The organism is Haematospirillum jordaniae (assembly GCF_001611975.1).
GTDB lineage: Bacteria > Pseudomonadota > Alphaproteobacteria > Rhodospirillales > Rhodospirillaceae > Haematospirillum > Haematospirillum jordaniae.
In genome coordinates this window covers 1,226,971-1,246,676 of the sequence record NZ_CP014525.1, presented here as the reverse complement: position 1 = coordinate 1,246,676, position 19,706 = coordinate 1,226,971, and the positions used below count along the sequence as shown (strand labels likewise).

22 protein-coding genes are annotated in these 19,706 nt (G+C 59.0%); 18 read left to right on the top strand and 4 right to left on the bottom strand.

Features of this window, described 5'->3' with window-relative positions; all coding sequences use genetic code 11:
• Positions 1–5 precede the first annotated feature (5 nt).
• Positions 6–743 (bottom strand): 3-oxoacyl-[acyl-carrier-protein] reductase, encoded by a 738-nt coding sequence (fabG, locus tag AY555_RS05870; protein WP_066134642.1) that lies wholly within the window; start codon positions 741–743, stop codon positions 6–8.
• A 51-nt stretch (positions 744–794) separates the two neighbouring features.
• Complete coding sequence (fabD, locus tag AY555_RS05865) at positions 795–1,742, bottom strand: ACP S-malonyltransferase (RefSeq protein WP_066134637.1); 948 nt, start codon at positions 1,740–1,742, stop codon at positions 795–797.
• A gap of 301 nt (positions 1,743–2,043) precedes the next feature.
• Between fabD and rpsF the strand changes: the two genes are divergently transcribed.
• From rpsF to AY555_RS05810, 11 genes are all read left to right on the top strand, one after another.
• Positions 2,044–2,511, top strand: a complete 468-nt coding sequence (gene rpsF, locus AY555_RS05860) for a 30S ribosomal protein S6 (protein ID WP_066134633.1) — start codon at positions 2,044–2,046, stop codon at positions 2,509–2,511.
• Positions 2,508–2,744: a 30S ribosomal protein S18 gene (rpsR, locus tag AY555_RS05855; protein WP_066134630.1), complete on the top strand. Its 237-nt coding sequence runs from the start codon at positions 2,508–2,510 to the stop codon at positions 2,742–2,744. Before rpsF ends, rpsR begins: the two co-directional genes overlap by 4 nt.
• Before the next feature lie 13 nt (positions 2,745–2,757).
• Positions 2,758–3,309 carry a 50S ribosomal protein L9 gene (gene rplI / locus AY555_RS05850; RefSeq protein WP_066134627.1) on the top strand — a complete coding sequence of 184 codons (552 nt, stop codon included), beginning with the start codon at positions 2,758–2,760 and terminating at the stop codon, positions 3,307–3,309.
• Positions 3,310–3,511: 202 nt separating this feature from the next.
• Positions 3,512–5,038 (top strand): replicative DNA helicase, encoded by a 1,527-nt coding sequence (locus AY555_RS05845; RefSeq protein ID WP_066136665.1) that lies wholly within the window; start codon positions 3,512–3,514, stop codon positions 5,036–5,038.
• The gene (gene alr / locus AY555_RS05840; protein ID WP_066134624.1) at positions 5,025–6,113 is read left to right on the top strand and encodes an alanine racemase; all 1,089 of its coding nucleotides are present in this window, start codon (positions 5,025–5,027) and stop codon (positions 6,111–6,113) included. The genes AY555_RS05845 and alr overlap by 14 nt, the downstream gene beginning before the upstream one ends.
• Before the next feature lie 4 nt (positions 6,114–6,117).
• Positions 6,118–6,921 carry an MlaE family ABC transporter permease gene (locus AY555_RS05835; RefSeq protein ID WP_066134621.1) on the top strand — a complete coding sequence of 268 codons (804 nt, stop codon included), beginning with the start codon at positions 6,118–6,120 and terminating at the stop codon, positions 6,919–6,921.
• Positions 6,918–7,706, top strand: a complete 789-nt coding sequence (locus AY555_RS05830; RefSeq protein WP_066134618.1) for an ABC transporter ATP-binding protein — start codon at positions 6,918–6,920, stop codon at positions 7,704–7,706. The genes AY555_RS05835 and AY555_RS05830 overlap by 4 nt, the downstream gene beginning before the upstream one ends.
• A 4-nt stretch (positions 7,707–7,710) precedes the next feature.
• A complete protein-coding gene (gene radA, locus AY555_RS05825; protein ID WP_066134615.1) occupies positions 7,711–9,129 on the top strand; it encodes a DNA repair protein RadA in 1,419 nt (472 codons plus the stop codon).
• Between the two features lie 47 nt (positions 9,130–9,176).
• A complete protein-coding gene (locus AY555_RS05820; RefSeq protein ID WP_066134612.1) occupies positions 9,177–9,914 on the top strand; it encodes a CvpA family protein in 738 nt (245 codons plus the stop codon).
• Positions 9,914–11,398 (top strand): amidophosphoribosyltransferase, encoded by a 1,485-nt coding sequence (gene purF, locus AY555_RS05815; protein WP_066136662.1) that lies wholly within the window; start codon positions 9,914–9,916, stop codon positions 11,396–11,398. Before AY555_RS05820 ends, purF begins: the two co-directional genes overlap by 1 nt.
• Positions 11,399–11,420: 22 nt before the next feature.
• The gene (locus AY555_RS05810; RefSeq protein WP_066134608.1) at positions 11,421–12,152 is read left to right on the top strand and encodes an SDR family NAD(P)-dependent oxidoreductase; all 732 of its coding nucleotides are present in this window, start codon (positions 11,421–11,423) and stop codon (positions 12,150–12,152) included.
• A 10-nt stretch (positions 12,153–12,162) separates the two neighbouring features.
• On the opposite strand, the gene AY555_RS05805 is transcribed toward AY555_RS05810, so the two are convergent.
• Positions 12,163–12,915 carry a YqaA family protein gene (locus tag AY555_RS05805; RefSeq protein ID WP_245176889.1) on the bottom strand — a complete coding sequence of 251 codons (753 nt, stop codon included), beginning with the start codon at positions 12,913–12,915 and terminating at the stop codon, positions 12,163–12,165.
• 182 nt (positions 12,916–13,097) lie between these two features.
• Here AY555_RS05805 and AY555_RS05800 point away from each other — a divergent pair, with 182 nt between their 5' ends.
• From AY555_RS05800 to AY555_RS05770, 7 genes are all read left to right on the top strand, one after another.
• Positions 13,098–13,817, top strand: coding sequence for a substrate-binding periplasmic protein (locus AY555_RS05800; protein ID WP_066134605.1), 720 nt, complete (start codon positions 13,098–13,100; stop codon positions 13,815–13,817).
• 5 nt (positions 13,818–13,822) lie between these two features.
• Positions 13,823–14,566 carry a substrate-binding periplasmic protein gene (locus AY555_RS05795; protein WP_066134602.1) on the top strand — a complete coding sequence of 248 codons (744 nt, stop codon included), beginning with the start codon at positions 13,823–13,825 and terminating at the stop codon, positions 14,564–14,566.
• Positions 14,567–14,597: 31 nt separating this feature from the next.
• The gene (locus tag AY555_RS05790) at positions 14,598–15,308 is read left to right on the top strand and encodes a substrate-binding periplasmic protein (RefSeq protein WP_066134599.1); all 711 of its coding nucleotides are present in this window, start codon (positions 14,598–14,600) and stop codon (positions 15,306–15,308) included.
• 32 nt (positions 15,309–15,340) lie between these two features.
• Positions 15,341–16,072, top strand: coding sequence for a substrate-binding periplasmic protein (locus tag AY555_RS05785; RefSeq protein WP_066134595.1), 732 nt, complete (start codon positions 15,341–15,343; stop codon positions 16,070–16,072).
• 30 nt (positions 16,073–16,102) lie between these two features.
• A complete protein-coding gene (locus tag AY555_RS05780; protein ID WP_066134593.1) occupies positions 16,103–16,813 on the top strand; it encodes a substrate-binding periplasmic protein in 711 nt (236 codons plus the stop codon).
• Positions 16,814–16,956: 143 nt separating this feature from the next.
• Entirely contained in the window at positions 16,957–17,664 is a 708-nt protein-coding gene (locus tag AY555_RS05775; protein WP_066134590.1) for a substrate-binding periplasmic protein, read from the top strand.
• A 97-nt stretch (positions 17,665–17,761) separates the two neighbouring features.
• Complete coding sequence (locus tag AY555_RS05770; RefSeq protein ID WP_066134586.1) at positions 17,762–18,484, top strand: substrate-binding periplasmic protein; 723 nt, start codon at positions 17,762–17,764, stop codon at positions 18,482–18,484.
• 73 nt (positions 18,485–18,557) lie between these two features.
• On the opposite strand, the gene AY555_RS05765 is transcribed toward AY555_RS05770, so the two are convergent.
• Positions 18,558–19,514, bottom strand: a complete 957-nt coding sequence (locus AY555_RS05765; RefSeq protein WP_066134584.1) for a TerC family protein — start codon at positions 19,512–19,514, stop codon at positions 18,558–18,560.
• Positions 19,515–19,706: the final 192 nt, after the last annotated feature.

The window sequence follows — 19,706 nt, the reverse complement described above, 5'->3', positions numbered from 1 at the left end:
CCTTGTCAGATCATGGCCATGCCGCCGTTGACATGCAGGGTCTGGCCCGTCACATACCCCGCCTCGCGCGAGGCAAGGTAGACAACAGCCGCTGCAATATCATCTGCAGACCCCATATGACCAGCAGGAATGCCTGCGTTCAGCTTTTCCTTGTGGGCTTCGGGCAGACTTTCCGTCATGGCCGTGGCGATAAAACCCGGGGCTACACAGTTGACGGTAATCCCGCGTGAGGCAACCTCGGCCGCCAGACTTTTCGACATCCCGATCAGGCCGGCTTTCGATGCCGCATAGTTGCACTGCCCCGGATTCCCGGTCACGCCGACAATCGAGGTCACAGAAACGATGCGTCCAAAACGGCGCTTCATCATCCCCTTCAGGCAGGAACGGGCCAGCTGGAACGAGCTGGTCAGGTTGACACGCAGCACCGAATCCCAGTCTTCGTCCTTGAGACGCAGGGCCAGGTTGTCACGGGTCAAGCCGGCGTTGTTAACCAGGATATCCACCTTACCCATAGCTGCTTCGGCAGCGGGCACCAGGGCTGCAACCGAATCCGGATCCGACAGGTTTGCCGGCGTTACGAACGCCCGCTCTCCCAGCTCGGCCGCCACCTGTTCCAGCGCATCACGGCGCGTTCCGGACAGGGCGACAACAGCCCCCCGGGCGTGCAGGGCACGGGCCACAGCCCCGCCAATGCCACCCGAGGCCCCGGTAATCAGGGCGCAGGCACCGCTCAGATCAAACATGGCTGGCCCTTTTCCTTGTCCGATTCCCCGGCGCAAAACCCGACAGATGCATCAGGCGACAGATGTGGTGAAGAAAGCATCGATATCCTCCGGTGTGTTCAGGGCCTGCGCAGACATGTCGCGGTCGATACGCCGGGCCAGCCCTGTCAGGACCTTGCCGGCACCACATTCAACCAGCTCTGTCACACCCTGCTCTTTCATGTACAAAACACTTTCGCGCCAGCGCACTGCGCCGGTAACCTGCTCGACCAGAAGGCGCCGAATGGTGTCCGGGTCCTGCACAGCGGTCGCTGTCACATTGGCCACAACCGGCACCACAGGCGGTGCGATGGCAACAGACGCCAGAGCCTCGGCCATGGCATCGGCCGCAGGCTGCATCAGGGCGCAGTGGAAAGGCGCCGACACCGGCAACATGACTGGCCGCCTAGCACCACGCCCCACAGCAATTGCAATGGCCCGTTCAACTGCGGCAAGGCTTCCCGATATCACGACCTGCCCTGGCGCGTTGTCATTGGCGGCCTGGCACACTCCCCCGTCACGGGCAGCCTCGGCAGCAATGGCGCGGGCTTCCTCAAGATCGAGACCCAACAAGGCGGCCATGGCACCTTCCCCGACCGGAACCGCCTGCTGCATGGCCCGGCCCCGAATCCGCAACAACCGGGCTGTATCCGTTATGCTCAGAGCGCCCGCGGCACACAGGGCCGCGTATTCGCCCAGGGAATGCCCGGCAACGAATGAAGCGGCTGTTGCCAGATCAAGGCCCCGGCTTTCCAGAATCCGGACAACCGCCATTGAAACGGCCATAAGGGCCGGCTGGGCATTTTCGGTCAGGGTCAGCGCGTCGCCCGGCCCCTCGGCCATCAGGGCAGACAGATTCTGGCCCAAGGCGTCATCAACTTCCTGATAAACCGCCCGGGCAACCGGAAACGCATCACCCAGCGCACGCCCCATACCGACGGCCTGTGACCCCTGGCCGGGAAAAACAAATGCACGTAACATCCGTAGTACTGACCTTTGTTCCGGACATGAATTGAAAGAACGCGGCGAAGGTGATGACCCCGGACGCCGATGTCAAGTCATACCGTCATGCAGCATTCGCCAAACGATGGAAAACAAACAGAAAGTGTCCACCTGCCCCCAAATACCCGGAAACAGCTGCCCGAATGGCCCGGTTTTGCTTGCCTGCCGGGCAAAATGGCGTATAGTGCCGCCCTTCGTTACTCCTTGCCGGATGGTCCGGCTATGCTCGCAGCCCCCAAGATACGGGGTGCGGGAAGAGAATCCAGAAGGGGTTTATATAATGCCTTTGTACGAAAGCGTGCTTATCGCCCGCCAGGATATCTCCACCCAGCAGGTGGAAACCTTGGCCGATGAGCTTTCCGGCATTGTCACCGAACGCGGTGGCAAAATTGCCAAAAAAGAATTCTGGGGCCTGCGCAGCTTGGCTTACCGGGTCAGCAAGAACCGCAAGGGTCACTACGTCCTGCTGCACATCGATGCACCAGCCGATGCTGTCCTAGAAATGGAACGCGTCATGCGTCTCAATGAAGACGTGCTGCGCTACATGACCCTGCGTGTTGATGCCCTAGAGGAAGGTCCTTCGGCCATCCTGCAGCAGAAGGGAGAGCGCGAGCAGCGTGGCCCCCGTGGTCCGCGTGGCCCCCGTGAAGGCGGCTTCCGCAACGACCGTGGCCCGCGTGAAGACCGCGGCCCCCGTGAAGGCGGCTTCCGCAATGACCGCAACGACCGTGCCGAGGGAGTCAACTGATGGCTGCGCCCCGTCGTCCGTTTTTCCGCCGCCGCAAGACCTGCCCCTTCTCGGGCAATGGTGCGCCGACAATTGACTACAAGGACATCAAGCTCCTGCAGCGCTACATTTCCGAGCGCGGCAAGATCGTTCCATCCCGCATCACTGCAGTTTCGGCAAAAAAGCAGCGTGAGCTGGCCCGCGCCATCAAGCGCGCACGCTTCATGGCCCTGCTGCCTTACGTCGTGAAGTAAGGGAGCACGGTCCATGGAACTGATTCTGCTTGAACGCATCGAAAAACTTGGCCAGATGGGCGATGTTGTCCGGGTCAAGTCCGGATATGCCCGCAACTTCCTGCTGCCGCAGCGCAAGGCTCTGCGCGCAAACAAGGACAATATGGCCTACTTCGAGCGCCAGCGCGCAGAGATCGAGGCTGTCAACCTGAAGCGTCGCGATGAAGCCGCAGCGGTTGCCGCAAAGATGGACGGCGTCCGCGTCGTCCTGATCCGCCAGGCATCCGAAGGCGGGCACCTTTATGGTTCCGTCGCAGCACGTGACATCCAGGAAGCCCTGCGCGAAGCCGGCTACAAGGTCGAGCGTCGCCAGGTTATCCTGAACACGCCGCTGAAGAGCCTGGGAAGCTATACAGTGCCTGTCAGCCTGCACCCGGAAGTATCGGTGGATGTGGCGGTTGTAATCGCCCGTTCTGCTGCCGAGGCAGAAGAACAGCAGAAGGTCGCCAGCGAAGAGCAGGCTGCCCCCGCTGAAGAAATCTTCGAGGACAGCGTTCTGGAAGAAGGCGACGAAACAGAAGCCTGAGCCACTTGGCCCAAGCACCTGTTGCCATGAAAACCGCCCCGGACCGGGGCGGTTTTTTCATGCAACAACGTTACCCCATCACGACTGACAGACACATATCCGGAACCGGAACGGAACCTGTGCGCACATCCCACCAGACAGGTTCTGTTTTCGCCAAAGAAGAGCTTTGGCGCGGATGAAAAGCCGGTGTATTCTCCGCCCCATGAACAGTTATTCCGCCTCGACCTCTGCACCGGACGCCCCGGACCGGGATTCCGTCCTTCGCGTGCCACCGCACAATATCGAAGCCGAGCAGGCCCTGCTCGGCGCGATCTTCCAGTCCAACCGCGCCTATGAACGGGTCAGCGAGTTCCTGACGCCCGACCATTTCAGCAATGTCCTGCATGCGCGCATCTATGCAACATGCGGGCGCCTGATCGAACAGGGGCACATTGCCAACCCGCTGACCCTGAAAGCCTATCTGGAGCAGGACCCCCTTCTACAGGACGCCGGCGGCCCACAGTACCTGGCGCAGCTGGCCAATGCCGTGGTCACCATTGTCAACGCTGCGGATTACGGGCGCCTGATCCATGATCTGGCGCTGCGGCGGGAATTGATCGATCTTGGCCAGAGCATGGTCAACGATGCGTTTGTGGTGGATTTCGAACGCACCGCCATGAACCAGATCGAAGGCGCGGAACAAAAACTCTATGACTTGGCCACCACCGGCCATCAGGAGGGAGGATTCCAGGAGTTCCGGCTGGCGCTCAACACGGCGGTCAGCATGGCCGAAGCCGCCCACCGCCGTGAAGGGCAGTTGTCTGGCGTTCCCACGGCACTGACCGACTTGGACAAAAAGCTGGGCGGGCTGCACCCGTCCGACCTTCTGATCTTGGCAGGGCGTCCGTCGATGGGGAAAACCGCCCTAGCCACCAACATCGCGTTCAATGCCGCCCGCCTGTACAAGGAGCGCGTGGATGCCTCCGGCAACCGCGAGGTTATTGACGGGGCCAAGGTTGCCTTCTTTTCGCTGGAAATGTCCGCCGAACAGCTGGCCACCCGTCTTTTGGCACAGGAAGCGGAGATCAGTTCCCACAAGATCCGCACCGGGGAACTATCCAAGGAAGATTTCAAGCGTATGGTGCAGATCAGCCAAGACCTGCACACCCTGCCCCTTTATATTGATGATACACCGGCGCTGTCGGTCTCGGCCGTACGCACGCGCTGTCGGCGGCTGGCCCGCCAGCATGGCCTAGGCCTGGTGGTGATTGACTATCTGCAGCTTCTGTCCGGAACGCCCGGGGTCCGCAGTGAAAACCGGGTCAACGAGGTTTCGGCCATCACCCGCGGCCTGAAGGCCTTGGCCAAGGAGCTGAACGTGCCGGTCATTGCCCTGTCCCAGCTTTCCCGTGCGGTGGAACAGCGGGACGACAAACGACCACAGCTGTCGGACCTGCGTGAGTCAGGCTCTATCGAGCAAGATGCCGACGTGGTGATGTTTGTCTACCGCGAGGAATATTACCTGTCCCGTGCCGAACCGGCCCGGAAGGGTGATGAAAACGAAGACCGTTTCCAGGAACGCCACCGGGTATGGATGGAGCGATGCGAAAAAGCCCACAACGTGGCCGAAGTCATTGTTGCCAAGCAGCGTCACGGCCCCATCGGCACCGTGAACCTGTACTTTGACGGCAACTATACAAAATTCGGTAATTACATTGCCCCGGACCACCTGCCCCATGACCGTCATTGAACAGGAGCGGATCCGCACCGGTGGCTTGCTGACCATCGATGTCTCTGCCGTAGTCCGGAACTGGGACACCATGCGCCGGCGCATGGGCAACGGGCGTGACTGTGGTGCCGTGGTCAAGGCGGACTGTTACGGGCTGGGTGCAACACAGATTGCCCCTGCCCTTGCCCGCAGGGGATGCCGGGTGTTCTTTGTCGCCATGCCCGGAGAAGGGATCGCCCTGCGCCGGGTCCTGCCCGATCCGGATGTGGCCATTCACGTCCTGACCGGTCCTCTGGATGATGGGGCCGAGTTGACGGCTCACCACCTGACTCCGGTTCTAAACACGCCTGAACAGCTGGCTGCCTGGCAAACGCATGCCCCCGGCAGGCCGTTTACACTGCATGTAGATACCGGCATGAACCGGCTGGGCGTGCCCTTGTCTGCTTTCATGGCCCTGCCTGACTCCTGCTCACCGGCCGTTATCATGTCACACCTAGCCTGCGCCGACGAGCCGGGGCACCCCCTCAATGCCCTTCAACAGCAACGCTTTGCCACCGCACGGGCACGGTTCCCGGGTGCAGTAGCCTCCTTGTCCAATTCGGCTGGCATGTTCCGTGGGGATGATTTCCTGTTCGACCTCGGGCGCCCGGGCATTGCCCTGTACGGGGGCAACCCGGTCCCCGGACAATCCAACCCGATGCACCCGGTGGTACGCCTTGACCTGAGGGTTCTCCAGGTCCGGGAAATTGACACTGCAGGAACGGTTGGCTATGGTGCAACCCGCCCGGTAAGTCCGGGCATGCGCTTGGCGATCGTCGCTGCTGGCTATGCAGACGGGCTGCTGCGTACCTTGGGGGACCAAGGAAGCGGGATGATACACGGGGCTAGGGTTCCGATCCTGGGACGGGTTTCCATGGACCTGATCACATTTGATATTTCGGCCCTCCCCGCCGGCTCTGTCTGCCCCGGGGATTACGTGACCGTGCTGGATGCACACCACGGCATCGACAGCTTGGCTGCCGAAGCTGGTACATTGGGCTATGAAATTCTGACCGGGCTGTCCGGTCGCTACACACGCACCTGGACCGGAAGCTGACCTGATGAACACGTCCCCCCATGTGGATACTGCCCTTGATTTCATGGCCCTGGTCGGGCGCGTGTTCCTGAGCTTTGTGGAACGGGCCGGACGGCTGTCGGTCTTTACCGGAGTTGTGCTGTTCCATTGCCTTACGCCGCCGCTTTACATGCGGTCCTTGGTGCGCCAGATGGTGGAGATCGGGTACTATTCCCTGCCCGTGGTGGGCCTGACCACCCTGTTTTCCGGCATGGTCTTGGCTCTACAAAGCTATACCGGGTTTGCCCGCTTTTCGGCTGAAAGCGCCGTAGCCACCGTTGTGGTGATTTCCATGACCCGGGAACTGGGGCCTGTTCTGGCCGGGCTGATGGTGGCCGGTCGCGTCGGGGCCTCGATGGCGGCCGAACTGGGGACAATGCGCGTTACCGAACAGATTGACGCCCTGACCACGCTGTGCACAAACCCGTTCCGTTATCTGGTTGTACCCCGTGTCCTAGCAGCCACCCTGATGCTGCCGCTGTTGGTTCTGGTCGGTGATATCATCGGGGTGTTCGGCGGTTATATGATCGGAACGTGGAAGCTTGGCTCCAACCCGGCTATCTATATCCAGCGGACTTGGGAATACGTGCAGGCGATGGATGTCATATCCGGGCTGGTCAAGGCCGGGGTATTCGGCTTCCTCATTTCCCTGACCGGCTGCTACAACGGATACTACTCCGATCGCGGCGCACAGGGAGTTGGACAGGCCACCCGCAACGCCGTGGTTTCAGCCTCGATCCTGATCCTGATCTTCAATTACATGATGACGGAGTTGTTCTTCACCCAATGACCACACCCACGGCAGACAACCCGCCCAAGATCAGCCTGACCGATGTCAGCAAATCTTTTGGAAGCAAGACGGTTCTCAACGGCGTCACGCTGGATGTCATGCGTGGCGAGAACGTCGTTGTCATCGGAGGATCAGGAACGGGGAAGTCCGTCCTGCTGAAGTGCATCCTTGGCCTGATGAAACCGGACCGAGGATCTATCCGTGTTGACGGGGCGGAGATGACACGCCTTGGCTCACGCGCCCGCGACCGCATGTCCCGCAAATTCGGCATGCTGTTCCAGGGGGCGGCCCTGTTTGATTCCCTGCCGGTCTGGGAAAATGTAGCCTTTGGACTGATCCAGGGTGGACAGATGGACAGGGCACGGGCACGGAACCGGGCACTGGAAAAACTGGCCCAAGTCGGCCTGGGGGAAGATGTCGCCGATCTTCACCCGTCAGAACTGTCCGGCGGCATGCAAAAGCGTGTCGGACTGGCCCGCGCCATTGCCGGGGAACCAGAAATCATCTTCTTCGACGAACCGACAACCGGGCTGGACCCGATCATGGCCGATGTGATCAACGACCTGATCATCAAGTGCGTACGGGAACTGGGAGCCACGGCTGTCACCATTACCCACGACATGACCTCGGCACGTAAAATCGCCGACCGCATTGCCATGCTGTACCAAGGGCGGATGATCTGGACCGGCACTGCCGCACAGGTATTTGAATCCGGCAATCCATTTGTTGACCAGTTTGTACACGGTCGGGCCGAAGGGCCGATCCAGATGACGGTCAGGGCCTGACCCCGTGGCACGGGCGGCAAGCCAGTTTTCCTGCCAAAGCTGTGGCAGCGTGTTCCCCCGCTGGGCCGGCCGTTGTGACGGGTGCGGAGAATGGAATACCCTGGTGGAGGAAAATCGCCCCGGCACGGGACCAAAAGCCATGGCCGGTGCAAAGTCGGGGCGCCGGATCGATCTGGTCGGTCTGGAAGGACAAAGCAAGATCCCCCCGCGCATGCCTACCGGTATTGCCGAACTGGACCGGGTCTGCGGGGGTGGCCTAGTCCCCGGGTCGGCTCTTCTGGTGGGTGGCGATCCCGGTATCGGCAAATCCACCCTTTTGCTGCAGGCTGCGGCTGCACTGGCCGGAACCGGGCTGAAGGTTGCCTATATCTCCGGCGAGGAAGCCGTTGATCAGGTCCGTCTGCGCGCCGCCCGTCTGGGTCTGTCGCCGGCTACCGTCGGGCTGGCATCGGCCACCAATGTCGGGGACATTGTTGCCACTCTGGAAGAGAATGATCGCCCGCAGGTGGTGGTGATTGACTCTATCCAGACCATGTACCTGGACACCCTAGATTCAGCCCCGGGCAGCGTGGCCCAAGTCCGTGCCTGCTCGCACGAACTGATCCGACTGGCCAAACGACGCGGCTTTGCCCTGTTCCTGGTCGGGCATGTCACCAAGGAAGGTGCCTTGGCCGGACCACGGGTGATGGAACACATGGTCGATACCGTCCTGTATTTCGAAGGTGAACGCGGACACCATTTCCGGATCCTCCGGGCGGTGAAAAACCGCTTTGGTGCCACCGACGAAATCGGCGTGTTTGAGATGACCGACACCGGCCTAGGGGAAGTTCTCAACCCCTCGGCGCTGTTCTTGGCCGAACGGCGTGGAAATATCTCGGGCAGCTGCGTGTTTGCCGGCATAGAGGGCACCCGCCCGGTGCTGGTGGAAATACAGGCCCTGGTCTCCTCGTCCGGGGGGGGGTCACCCCGCCGGGCCGTGGTCGGGTGGGACAGCAGCCGCCTGTCCATGATTATGGCGGTACTGGAGGCACGTTGCGGCCTTGCCCTGGGATCAAATGACGTATATCTGAATGTTGCCGGGGGGTTGCGGATCGGTGAACCGGCCGCCGACTTGGCCGTTGCAGCCGCCTTGGTGTCGGCAGCCTGCGGTACGCCGGTCCCAGCTGATCTTGCCGTTTTCGGTGAAGTCGGCCTGTCCGGGGAAATCCGGGCGGTAACCCAAGGTGAAGCCCGCCTGAAGGAAGCCGCCAAGCTTGGCTTTGCCGAGGCGCTGTCTCCGCGCCGGCGCCAGAAACCCGGCGCACGCGGGGGAACCGGCACTGTAGATGGCATGGCCGTACGGGAAATCGGTCATTTGCAGGACCTAGTTGCCCTGTTCCCTGCAAAGGCCCTGCGCAAGCAGGACTGTGACGCGGAAGCCTGAGACTACAAAACAGCCGGATACCTGTCCGGCACTGCCCGGGGATTACCATGATGGACTCTGTGCCCTTGACCTTTCTGGATCTTGTTGTCCTGGCCGTGGTGCTGATTTCCGCCGCCTTGGCCTTTTTCCGGGGCTTTGTACACGAGGTGCTAGCCATTGCCGCCTGGGTCGGGGCCGGATTTGCTGCCATGTACGGATTTCCGTTGGCCCGTCCCTTTGCACGCGATGCCATTCCCCTGCCTTGGGCCGCTGATGGAGCCGCTGCGGTTGGCCTGTTTCTGGTAACCCTTGTCACCTTATCGCTTCTGACCAAGGCCCTGTCTGGCCAGGTTCAGGGCAGCCGCCTGAACTCCCTTGACCGCTCGCTTGGCTTCCTGTTCGGCCTGGCCCGGGGGGTTGTCGTCATGGCCTTTGCCTTTATGGTCCTGTCATGGGTTTATCCGACGGCAGAAGGACGGCCACAGTGGATATCCGGCGCCCGGACCCTGCCACTGGTCGAAGCCGGTACCGATGCCCTGCGATCCCTGATCCCCGACCATCTGAAGACAGAAGAAGCCAAGGCCCGTGGCCTGACACGCCAGACCCAAGAAGACGTGCGCCGGGCCATAGAAGCCAAGGCCCTGTACGACAAACTGTCCCGCCCAAGCCCAAGCACAACATCTGGATCACCCACCCCAGCGCTTGCCCCAACGCTGCAACCGGGGTATGACAGCGCAGCCAGCAGCAGCCTGGACCAGTTGTTCCAGGACGAAGCATCCCGGCAGCCCCCCGACGAGAGGCCATGATGGTCAAATTTCCTGCGTTTCCGTTTCCTCTGAATAGCCCGGATGACGACAAGCCGCAGGAAGAGTGCGGCGTTTTCGGTATTTTTTCCGACCCTGACGCCGCAGCGCACACAGCTCTTGGCCTGCATGCCCTGCAACACCGTGGCCAGGAAGCGGCGGGGGTTGTGTCCTGCGACGGAGAGAACTTCCATACCCACAAGGGACTGGGGCACGTCCACCGGGTCTTCCGGCCCGAGGCCGGGATCCCAGGCCTGCCGGGAACCATGGCCATTGGTCACGTGCGTTACTCCACGTCGGGCGATACGGCCCTGCGCAATGTCCAGCCCCTGTACGCCGACCTGGCCTGTGGCGGCATTGCCCTTGCCCATAACGGCAACCTGACCAATGCGCTGACCCTGCGCCACCAGCTGGTCCAGCAGGGCTGTATCTTCCAGTCCACCAGCGATACCGAGGTGATCATCCAGCTGATGGCCCGGTCACGCAAGGCTTCGGTGGAAGACCGCCTGATCGATGCCCTGTCCCAGGTGGAAGGGGCCTTCTCCCTTGTGGTCATGACCGCCGATACCCTGATTGGGGTGCGGGATCCACACGGTTTCCGCCCCTTGGTGCTGGGCAGCCATGGCGATGCCACCCTGTTTGCATCGGAAACCTGCGCACTGGATATCATCAGCGCCGAATACGTGCGGGATATCGAGCCCGGGGAAATGGTGGTGATCAACCGTGCCGGCCTGCGGTCCATGCGGCCTTTCCCCACGGTCGGACGGCGGTTCTGTATTTTTGAATACATCTACTTTGCCCGTCCGGATTCCGTCTGCGAAGGGCTGAGTGTCTATGACATGCGCAAAAAAATCGGCATGGAACTGGCGCGGGAAGCCCCGGTTACGGCCGATGTTGTGGTGCCGGTTCCAGATTCCGGCATTCCCGCTGCCTTGGGATATGCCCAGGAAAGCGGCATCCCCTTCGAACTGGGGATCATCCGCAACCATTATGTCGGGCGGACCTTTATCCAGCCGACCCAGAAAACCCGCGATATCGGCGTACGGCGCAAACACAACGCCAACCGTCTGTATCTGGAAGGCAAGCGGGTGGTCCTGGTTGATGACAGCATCGTGCGTGGCACAACCTCCACCAAGATCGTGGACATGGTCCGCCAAGCCGGTGCCGCCGAGGTACACCTGCGAATTTCGTCTCCCCCAACGGCCCACCCGTGCTATTTCGGGATCGACACGCCGGAACGGGAGAAACTGCTGGCCTCCCGCTTTGATGTTCCGGGCATGGCTCGCATCCTGGGGGTAGACAGTCTGGCCTTTATTTCGGTCGATGGCCTGTACCGTGCCGCCGGCCAGCCCGGACGGAACGAACAGAACCCCGGTTTCTGTGATGCCTGCTTTACCGGCGATTATGTCTCGAAACTGACCGATCTGGCCACGCCAGATACCCTGCGGGTGGTATCCCGCCTGAACGAACACCGCCGTAGCATCTGACTACACAAGGATCTGAACAGCCGTGAGCAAACGACTGGAAGGGCGGATTGCCCTGGTAACCGGGGCCTCCCGCGGGATCGGGCGGGCCCTTGCCCGCCACCTCGCCACCGAGGGCGCCACCGTTGTGGCCGTTGCCCGCACACAGGGGGCTCTGGAAGAGCTGGACGATGAAGTCCATGCCGCATGCGGAACCCGCCTAGTTCTGGTGCCCGAAGACCTACGCAAAACCGACCGGATCGACCAGATGGCCGCCGCCCTGTACCAAAGGTTCGGACGGCTGGACATTCTGGTTGGCAATGCCGGTCTTCTGGGGCAACTGGGACCGGTCGGGCACATCAAGCCCAAGACGTTCGACGATGTGATGAACACCAACCTGCGCGTCAACTGGGAGCTGATCCGTTATGTGGATCCGCTGCTGCGCCTTTCCGATGCCGGGCGGGCGGTGTTTGTGACCAGCTCGGTCGCGCGGGCACCACGGGCTTACTGGGGTCCCTACGCCGCATCCAAGGCTGCTCTGGAGGTTCTGGTCAGAACTTGGGCGGAAGAAGTCAGGCAAACCCCGCTGCGGGTCAACCTGTATGACCCGGGCGGCACCCGTACCCGGATGCGGGAACAGGCATTCCCGGGGGAGGATCCGCAAACCCTGCCCCCGCCAGAGGTTCATGCCGTACCCATTCTGGACCTGGTGGCTGCGGGCTGCCCGCACCATGGGGCAACCATCACGTACAGGGAACAGGTGGCAACGCCGCTCTGAGCGACCCGCCCTAGAACAGGAAAACAGCCCCGATCCCTAGGGCCAGAACAAACATCCCCCCCCAGAACAGCGGGTAGAAGTGGGTGTCGATCACCGTTCTGGCCTTGGTACCGTACATGCGGAACAGCCAGGCCACAAACAGGAAACGGGCACCACGGGTCAAGGCACAGGCCAGAACAAACGCCGGCAGATTCATCTGCGCCACACCGCCAGCGATCGTAACCAGCTTGAAGGGAATGGGCGTCAAGCCCTTTGCCACAATAATCCAGGCACCCCATTCCGCAAAACCGTCACGAAACACGTCAAAGGCATCCTGCAGGCGATAGGCCTCGATAATCGGCCGGCCGACCAGCTCGTACAGGCCTGCGCCGATCGCATAACCAAAAAGCCCCCCCAGAACAGACATAAGGGTACACCACAGGGCCGCCCGTATAGCCCGGTCTGGCCTAGACAGGGCCACCGCCATCAGGATGGGATCTGGGGGAACCGGAAAGAACGAAGCCTCGGCAAAGGAAACCAACCCCAGAACCGGGATGGCCCGGGGGCCCTCCGCCACACGCAGGGTCCAGTCATACAGGCGGCGAATCAGCCCCTTGCGGACAGATGGGGATGCAACAGGAACCGTTTCGGACAATCTGGACACAATCATCAAACCCAAGCGAACAGAAACAGGCCGCCAGATTGCCTGTCCCGGCACAAAAATACAGCCCTTTTTCCGACAGTCCTGTTCAAAATCCACCACCACACCGCATATAGGCGTCATGACCGGGCAGAATACCCTTCAGGACACCGGATAGAAATATCTTGATGATTCATCGTCCTGCCCTGAAGCTGACAGGACAGCCCCGTACGGTGCCCTGCTCCGGCGCTCCGGGCTTTTGTTGCGTCATCCCTGTACAGACACCCTGCCCCCTGCCTTTCCCATACGGATGCGGAGTGCACTCCATGACGAAACGCTTTATCCCGGTTGTGCTTGCAGCCTTTCTACCCCTTACCGCGACAGCAGCACCTCTGACCTTCAATACCGAGGACTGGTTTCCCTACAACTACACCAAAAACGGAAAGGTTGTCGGGTCATCGACCGAACTGATCAAGCTGATCGGCAAGAATGCCGACGTTGAATATGAAATTGTGCTTGGCCCGTGGAACAAATCCTACACCGAGGCCCTGAACCTCCCCGGCAAGTGTGTTTATACCACTGCTGTCACCGACGAAAGAAAGCCCCTGTTCAAATGGGTGTATCCCATCGATACAACCCGGCTGATCATCTACAAACTCAAGGGCAAACCCCTGACCGCATCATCACTGGATGATCTAAAGGGCAAGAAAATCGGCAGCTATACCGATGATGCCGCGGCTGAATTCCTGAAGAGCAAAGGTTTCACCGTGGATGAAGCCCCGGCAGACAACGTCAATCCAAAGAAACTGGTAACCGGGCGCATCGATGCCTGGATCACAACCGATACATCCGGCCTGAAACTGGCCAAGGAAGCCGGTGTGGAGGTCGAGGAAGTGATGGTTGCCCATGAACATCCGCTGGGACTGGCCTGCAACAAATCGGTTGATGATGCCGTGATCGCCAAAATGCAGAAAGCACTGGACGACCTGATTGCATCGGGCGAAGCCGACAAGATCCGGCAAAGCAAGTTCCAGATGCAAGAGTAGACAGTATGCCCGGCCCTAGACATCTCTGCAGCCATACCAGCGCCCTTGTGGCCTGTTTTATGGCTCTTGCCCCGGTCCCGGCCGGGGCCGGGCGACTTGTGTTCAATACGGAAGAATCGCCTCCGTTCAACTACTTCCAGGACGGGAAGGTTGTCGGAACATCGGCTGATATTGTGCGACGCATCGCCAAAGATGCCGACATTGCGTATGACATCATCGTCGGCCCCTGGAAAAAGAGTTACAACAATGCTCTGCACCAGGATGGGCACTGCGTCTTCTCAACAAAGTTTACCGAAGCCAGGGAACCTCTTTTCAAATGGGTTATGCCGATCGAAATCAGCAAATCCGTGATCTACAAACTCAAGGGCGATCCCTTCAAGGCACTGTCCCTGGAGGACCTGCGCGGCAAGAAGATTGGATCGTACAGCAACGACATCTGGGTTGGTTACCTGCGCGACGCCAACATCGAGGTCGAGGAAGCCAACAGCGATTACGTCAACATGAACAAACTGAAGACAGGGCGTATAGACCTGTGGGCCGGCGGCGAAGGCGACGAACAGGTGGCCCGCGAGGCCGGTATAGAGGTCGAGGAAGCGCTGGTCTTTGCTGAGAATGTCATCGGGTTGGCGTGTAACAAAAATATTGATGACCATATCATCGAACGGTTGCAGGAGGCTCTTGACCAGCTTAACGCATCCGGAGAGGCTGAAGAGATACGCCGGTCCCGATACCAAACGCCTGTCCCGTGATTTTGGACCTGTAACAAGGGGAACTGTTACAATGCCGGAATGCCGTGGCCCTGTCCTTTTCCTCAGTCTGGTGCTTGCGTGTGCACCAGCCGGTGCACAGCCGCTTGTGTTCAACACAGAAGAATGGGCACCCTACAACTATATGGAAAACGGGCGGGTTGCAGGCACATCCACCGACATTGTCCGCCTGATCGCCAAGAACGCAGACATTGATTATGAAACCGTTCTGGGGCCATGGAACCGGTCCTATAACACCGCCCTGAACCACCCGGGAAACTGCGTGTTCTCCACCGTCATCACCGATGAACGCAAACCCCTGTTCAAATGGGTCGCCCCCATTGAAAGAACCCGCCTGGTCTTGTTCAAGCTGCGCGGAAACAGCCTCACAACCACATCCTTGTCCGACGTGAAAAATATGAAGATCGGCAGCTACAAGGGATCGGTCGAGGTCGAGTATCTGGAAGCGCGTGGCCTGACCGTAGAAGAAGCGCCGGCTGATTACGTCAATGCCAGCAAACTGAAAAGTGGCCGTATCGATTTGTGGGCAACAGCCGATACATCGGTTCGTCAGGCCCGTGAGGCCGGAGTGGAGATAGAACCAGCCCTGGTCTTCAGCGAGAATGATCTGGGACTGGCCTGCAACCTGGCCACCGATGATGCCATTATTGCCAAGCTACAGGCTGCGCTGGATGCCATCAACGCCTCCGGCGAGGCCGACAAAATACGCCAGTCCAAATTCTGAAATAATCTGACCGGTTCACAGGGGATACCACCATGAAGTCATTTTCTGCCATTGCCCTTCTGGCCACCCTTGTCATCGGACCGGCGGTAAAACCCGGTACGGCCATGGCCCAGGGGCAAACACTGATCTTCAACACCGAAGAGTGGTTTCCCTATAATTACGCCAAGGGCGACAGTGTGGTCGGCACAGCAACCGAGCTGGTCAAACGTATCGCCAGCAAGGCCGGTATTCCCTATACGATTACGCTCGGCCCGTGGAACCGCTCCTATAACAATGCGCTGACGCTTCCCAATCATTGTGTGTATTCCACCAATATCACCGAGGAACGCCGGCCCCTGTTCAAATGGGTTGCTCCCATCGAGAATGCCCGCTGGGTTGTCTACAAGAAAAAGGGAAGCCTGATAGAGGCCAAATCCCTGGAAGACCTGCGCAACCGCGTGTTTGGCGGCTATCTGGGTGATGCCATTGCCACCTATCTGAAAAACAATGACTTCAAGGTGGAGGAAGCCGCCAGCGATCACATCAACCCCCGCAAACTGGAAGCCGGACGCATTGATGTGTGGGCTACCTACGATGCCTCGGGGCTGAAACTGGCTCAGGACAGCGAAGTCGAGATCGAACTGGTACTTCCGATCCGCGACAACGAATTGGGGCTGGCATGCAACAAAATGGTCGATGACAACGCCGTTATGGCCATGCAAAAAGCCCTGAACGAGCTCAATGCATCCGGCGAAGCCGATGCCATCCGCAAATCCAAGCTCTGATCCCGGGCGACAGCACAAGGATCAAGACTCATGACCAGCTTTCGCGTTCCTGTCATCCTTGTTCTGGTATTGGCCTCCCATGCTGCCAGATCAGAGCCCCTGATCTTCAATACAGAAGACTATTACCCGTACAATTATCTGGAAAATGGCAAGATCACCGGAACATCAACGCGCATTGTCGCCTTGATGGCAGAAAAAGCAGGTGTTTCGTACCGCCTGGTCACCGGTCCTTGGCAGCAGTCTTTCAGCAATGCCCTGAGCCAGAACAACAATTGTGTCTTTTCAGCGATCTTCAGCGAAGAGCGGAAAGATCTTTTCAAATGGGTCCTGCCCATAGACACCATGCGGATGGTCATCTACAAGCTGAAGGATAGCCCCCTGACAGCCAAAACCCTTGATGATCTCAAGGAGCATACCATTGGTGGGTACAGCGGCGATGCATCAGCATCCTATCTGAAGCTGCGCGGCTTCCGGGTCGATGAAACCACAACAGACAGCCTGAACCCCATGCGCCTGCGCACCAAGCGGATCGATGCCTGGGCCACATCAGACTTTCTTGGCCCCAAACTGTCCAAGGAAGCCGGCATAGACGTTGAACCCCTTCTTGTTGTCAGCGAACGCCCCATGGGGTTGGCCTGCAACAAGTCAATTGATGATGTTACTATAAAAAAACTTCAGGACTCACTGGATGCAATGAATAAAAATGGTGAAGTGGAAAAAATAAGAAGCGATAAAAAATAGAAAAACGACACAAAAACTAAATACATATGAACGCATATTACAGATAACATATTGACCTTGGATAAAAATTAGTAGTTTAATCATCCGGCGCGTGGCGAGTGGAATTTCTGTGATTAAGCCCATCAAAAACGGGGAGTGTCCTGATGTTCAAACGCTTTTTGCCTGCTCTTGCCCTGCTCGTGGCACCGGGTGTGGCTGCAGCCCAGACCTTGACCTTCAATACTGAAGAATGGTTCCCCTACAACTATGCCAAGGATGGCAAGGTTGCCGGCACGGCCACCCAAATTGTGGAACGGGCTGCACAGGCTGCACAGGTCCCCTACACCATTGCCCTCGGGCCATGGAACCGGGCCTACAACACAGCCCTGACGCAGAAAGACAACTGCGTTTATTCGACCACCGTCACCGACGAGCGCAAGCCCCTGTTCAAGTGGGTCACGCCCGTGGAAACCGTGAAGTGGGTGGTCTACAAGGCCAAGGGCAACGCCCTGACGGCTGCATCCATGGACGATCTGAAAGGCAAGAAGATCGGTGGCTATGTCGGGGACGCCGTGGCCAACTACATGAAGAGCCAAGGCTTCACTGTTGACGAAGCCCCCGGCGATGATGCCAACCCGAAAAAGCTGCAGGCCGGGCGTATCGACGCGTGGGCCACAACCGATATTTCGGGGATCAAGCTGGCCAAGGACGCCGGCGTGGAAATCGAAAAAGTGATCGACATCCGCGAGAATGTTATGGGTCTTGCCTGTAACAAGGAAATCGACGATGCCACGATCGCCAAGCTTCAGGCTGCGCTGGATACTCTCAATTCATCCGGGGAAGCCGAAAAGATCCGTCAGTCCAAGTTCTGATCCTTACCCCTGCTGTATACCGTGGGAACACTGATTTCCCCGGTTTACAGCAGGGATCCTGCCTTCAGGCATAGGTGAGAGAGGCAAGGAGCACCTTATGCGCATACGCCCTGTGCTTGCCGTGCTTGCGTGCGCGATGCTGCCAAAGCAGGCCTCGTCGGCAACACCGATCCTGACCCTCAATACCGAAGAATGGTATCCCTTCAGCTATACCAAAGAACACAAGTCTACAGGCACAGCTGTCGAGATTGTGCGCCTGATCATGAAACAGGCGGGCATCAGCTACCAGATTGTCAATGGTCCGTGGAACCGGTCGTACAACACGGCTCTTGTCAAACCTGAAAATTGCGTCTTCCCGACCCAGATCACAAAAGACCGCAAGCCCCTGTTCAAATGGGTCAGCCCGATCGAAACAAATCGGTGGGTGGTCTACAGGAAAAAGGGCAGCCCGCTGCAAGCCAAAAGCCTTGATGACCTGAAAGGCAAAATCATTGGCGGCTATATCGGCGATGCTATTGCCGTGCACCTGAAAGGCAGGGGCTTCTCCGTTGAAGAAGCAACAGCAGACCACTTCAATGTCAAGAAGCTGGAATCCGGCAAGATTGATGCTTGGGCAACAACCCAGATTTCCGGCATGAAGCTGGCTAAGGATGGCGGCCTAGAGATCGAACAGGTTCTGGAGATCCGCGAAAATACCTTGGCACTGGCCTGCAACCGCACACTGGACGATGCCCTCGTCTCCAAGCTTCAGGCTGCCCTTGATGCTCTGGAAGCTTCGGGGGAGGCTGAAAAAATCCGCCAGTCCAAGTTCCGAGAATAGACCGCCCCGCACATACACGCACCGGAATCAAAAGGCGGGGAACCTGTTCCCGCCTTTCTGCACACCCCTCACATCATGGATCGCGATTGTCCAGTGGCTCCGGCGCAGCCTGGAGACCCTCATTCCGGGTTTTCCAGATAGAAAGCAGGACCGATCCCCCGATAATGCCGACAATCAGGGACAAGGCGACCCAGGTTGGCATCTTGTAGAAATCGACCATCAGCATCTTCACACCGACCACGACCAGCAACAGCGCCAGGCCATATTTCAGATACCGGAACCGCGGCAACAACCCGGCCAAGGCAAAATACAGGGACCGCAATCCCAGAATGGCAAAGACGTTGGAGGTAAAAACAATAAAGGGATCTGTGGTAATGGCGAAAATCGCCGGAATGCTGTCTACGGCAAAAACCACATCCACAGCCTCGACCGCCAGCAGAGCCAGAAACAAGGGTGTCGCATGGCGCACGCCATCAATGGTGACAAAAAAGTTATGGTCGTGAAAATCCCGGGTCACGCGGAAGAAACGCCGGGCCAGACGCACCAGCCATATTTTCTCCGGCGCTGGCTCGGCATCTGCAGCTACCACCATCTTGATACCGGTGAACACTAGGAACGCGCCAAACAGATACAAAATCCAGTGGAATTCGCGTACCAGCGCTGTCCCGGCTAGAATCATGCCCGCGCGCATCACCAGCGCACCAATAATCCCCCAGAACAAAACCCGGTGCTGGTAACGGGGTGGAACAGCAAAAGCCGTAAACACCAGCGCAATCACAAAGATATTGTCGATGGAAAGGCTCAGCTCGATCAGATACCCGGTCAGGAACTCCATCCCGGATACAGGGCCACGGAGATACCAGACCCCCGCCCCGAAGCTCATCGCCAGCACAAAATAGAACAAGCACATCAAAAGGGACTGGCGCAGGGACACAACCTCGTCCCGGCGGTTCAGCACCCCAAGATCAAGAGCCAGAAGCCCAAGCACAAAGACGGCAAAGCCGCCCCAGGCCAAAACGGTCAAATCCATGGACACGCTCCGGATACACAAGCGCGCCGCGTTCGCGCAAACTGAAACGGGGATCCGACATCACGGTGACGCCTCAACCGCCAGAGGGGCCCGGATCCAGGCACACAGAGGCCCAACTATCAGGAAAACAGCCCTTTACGTCAAGGTTCTCCCCCATTCTTCACCATAATTGTAAAAACAATGCGCTTTCTT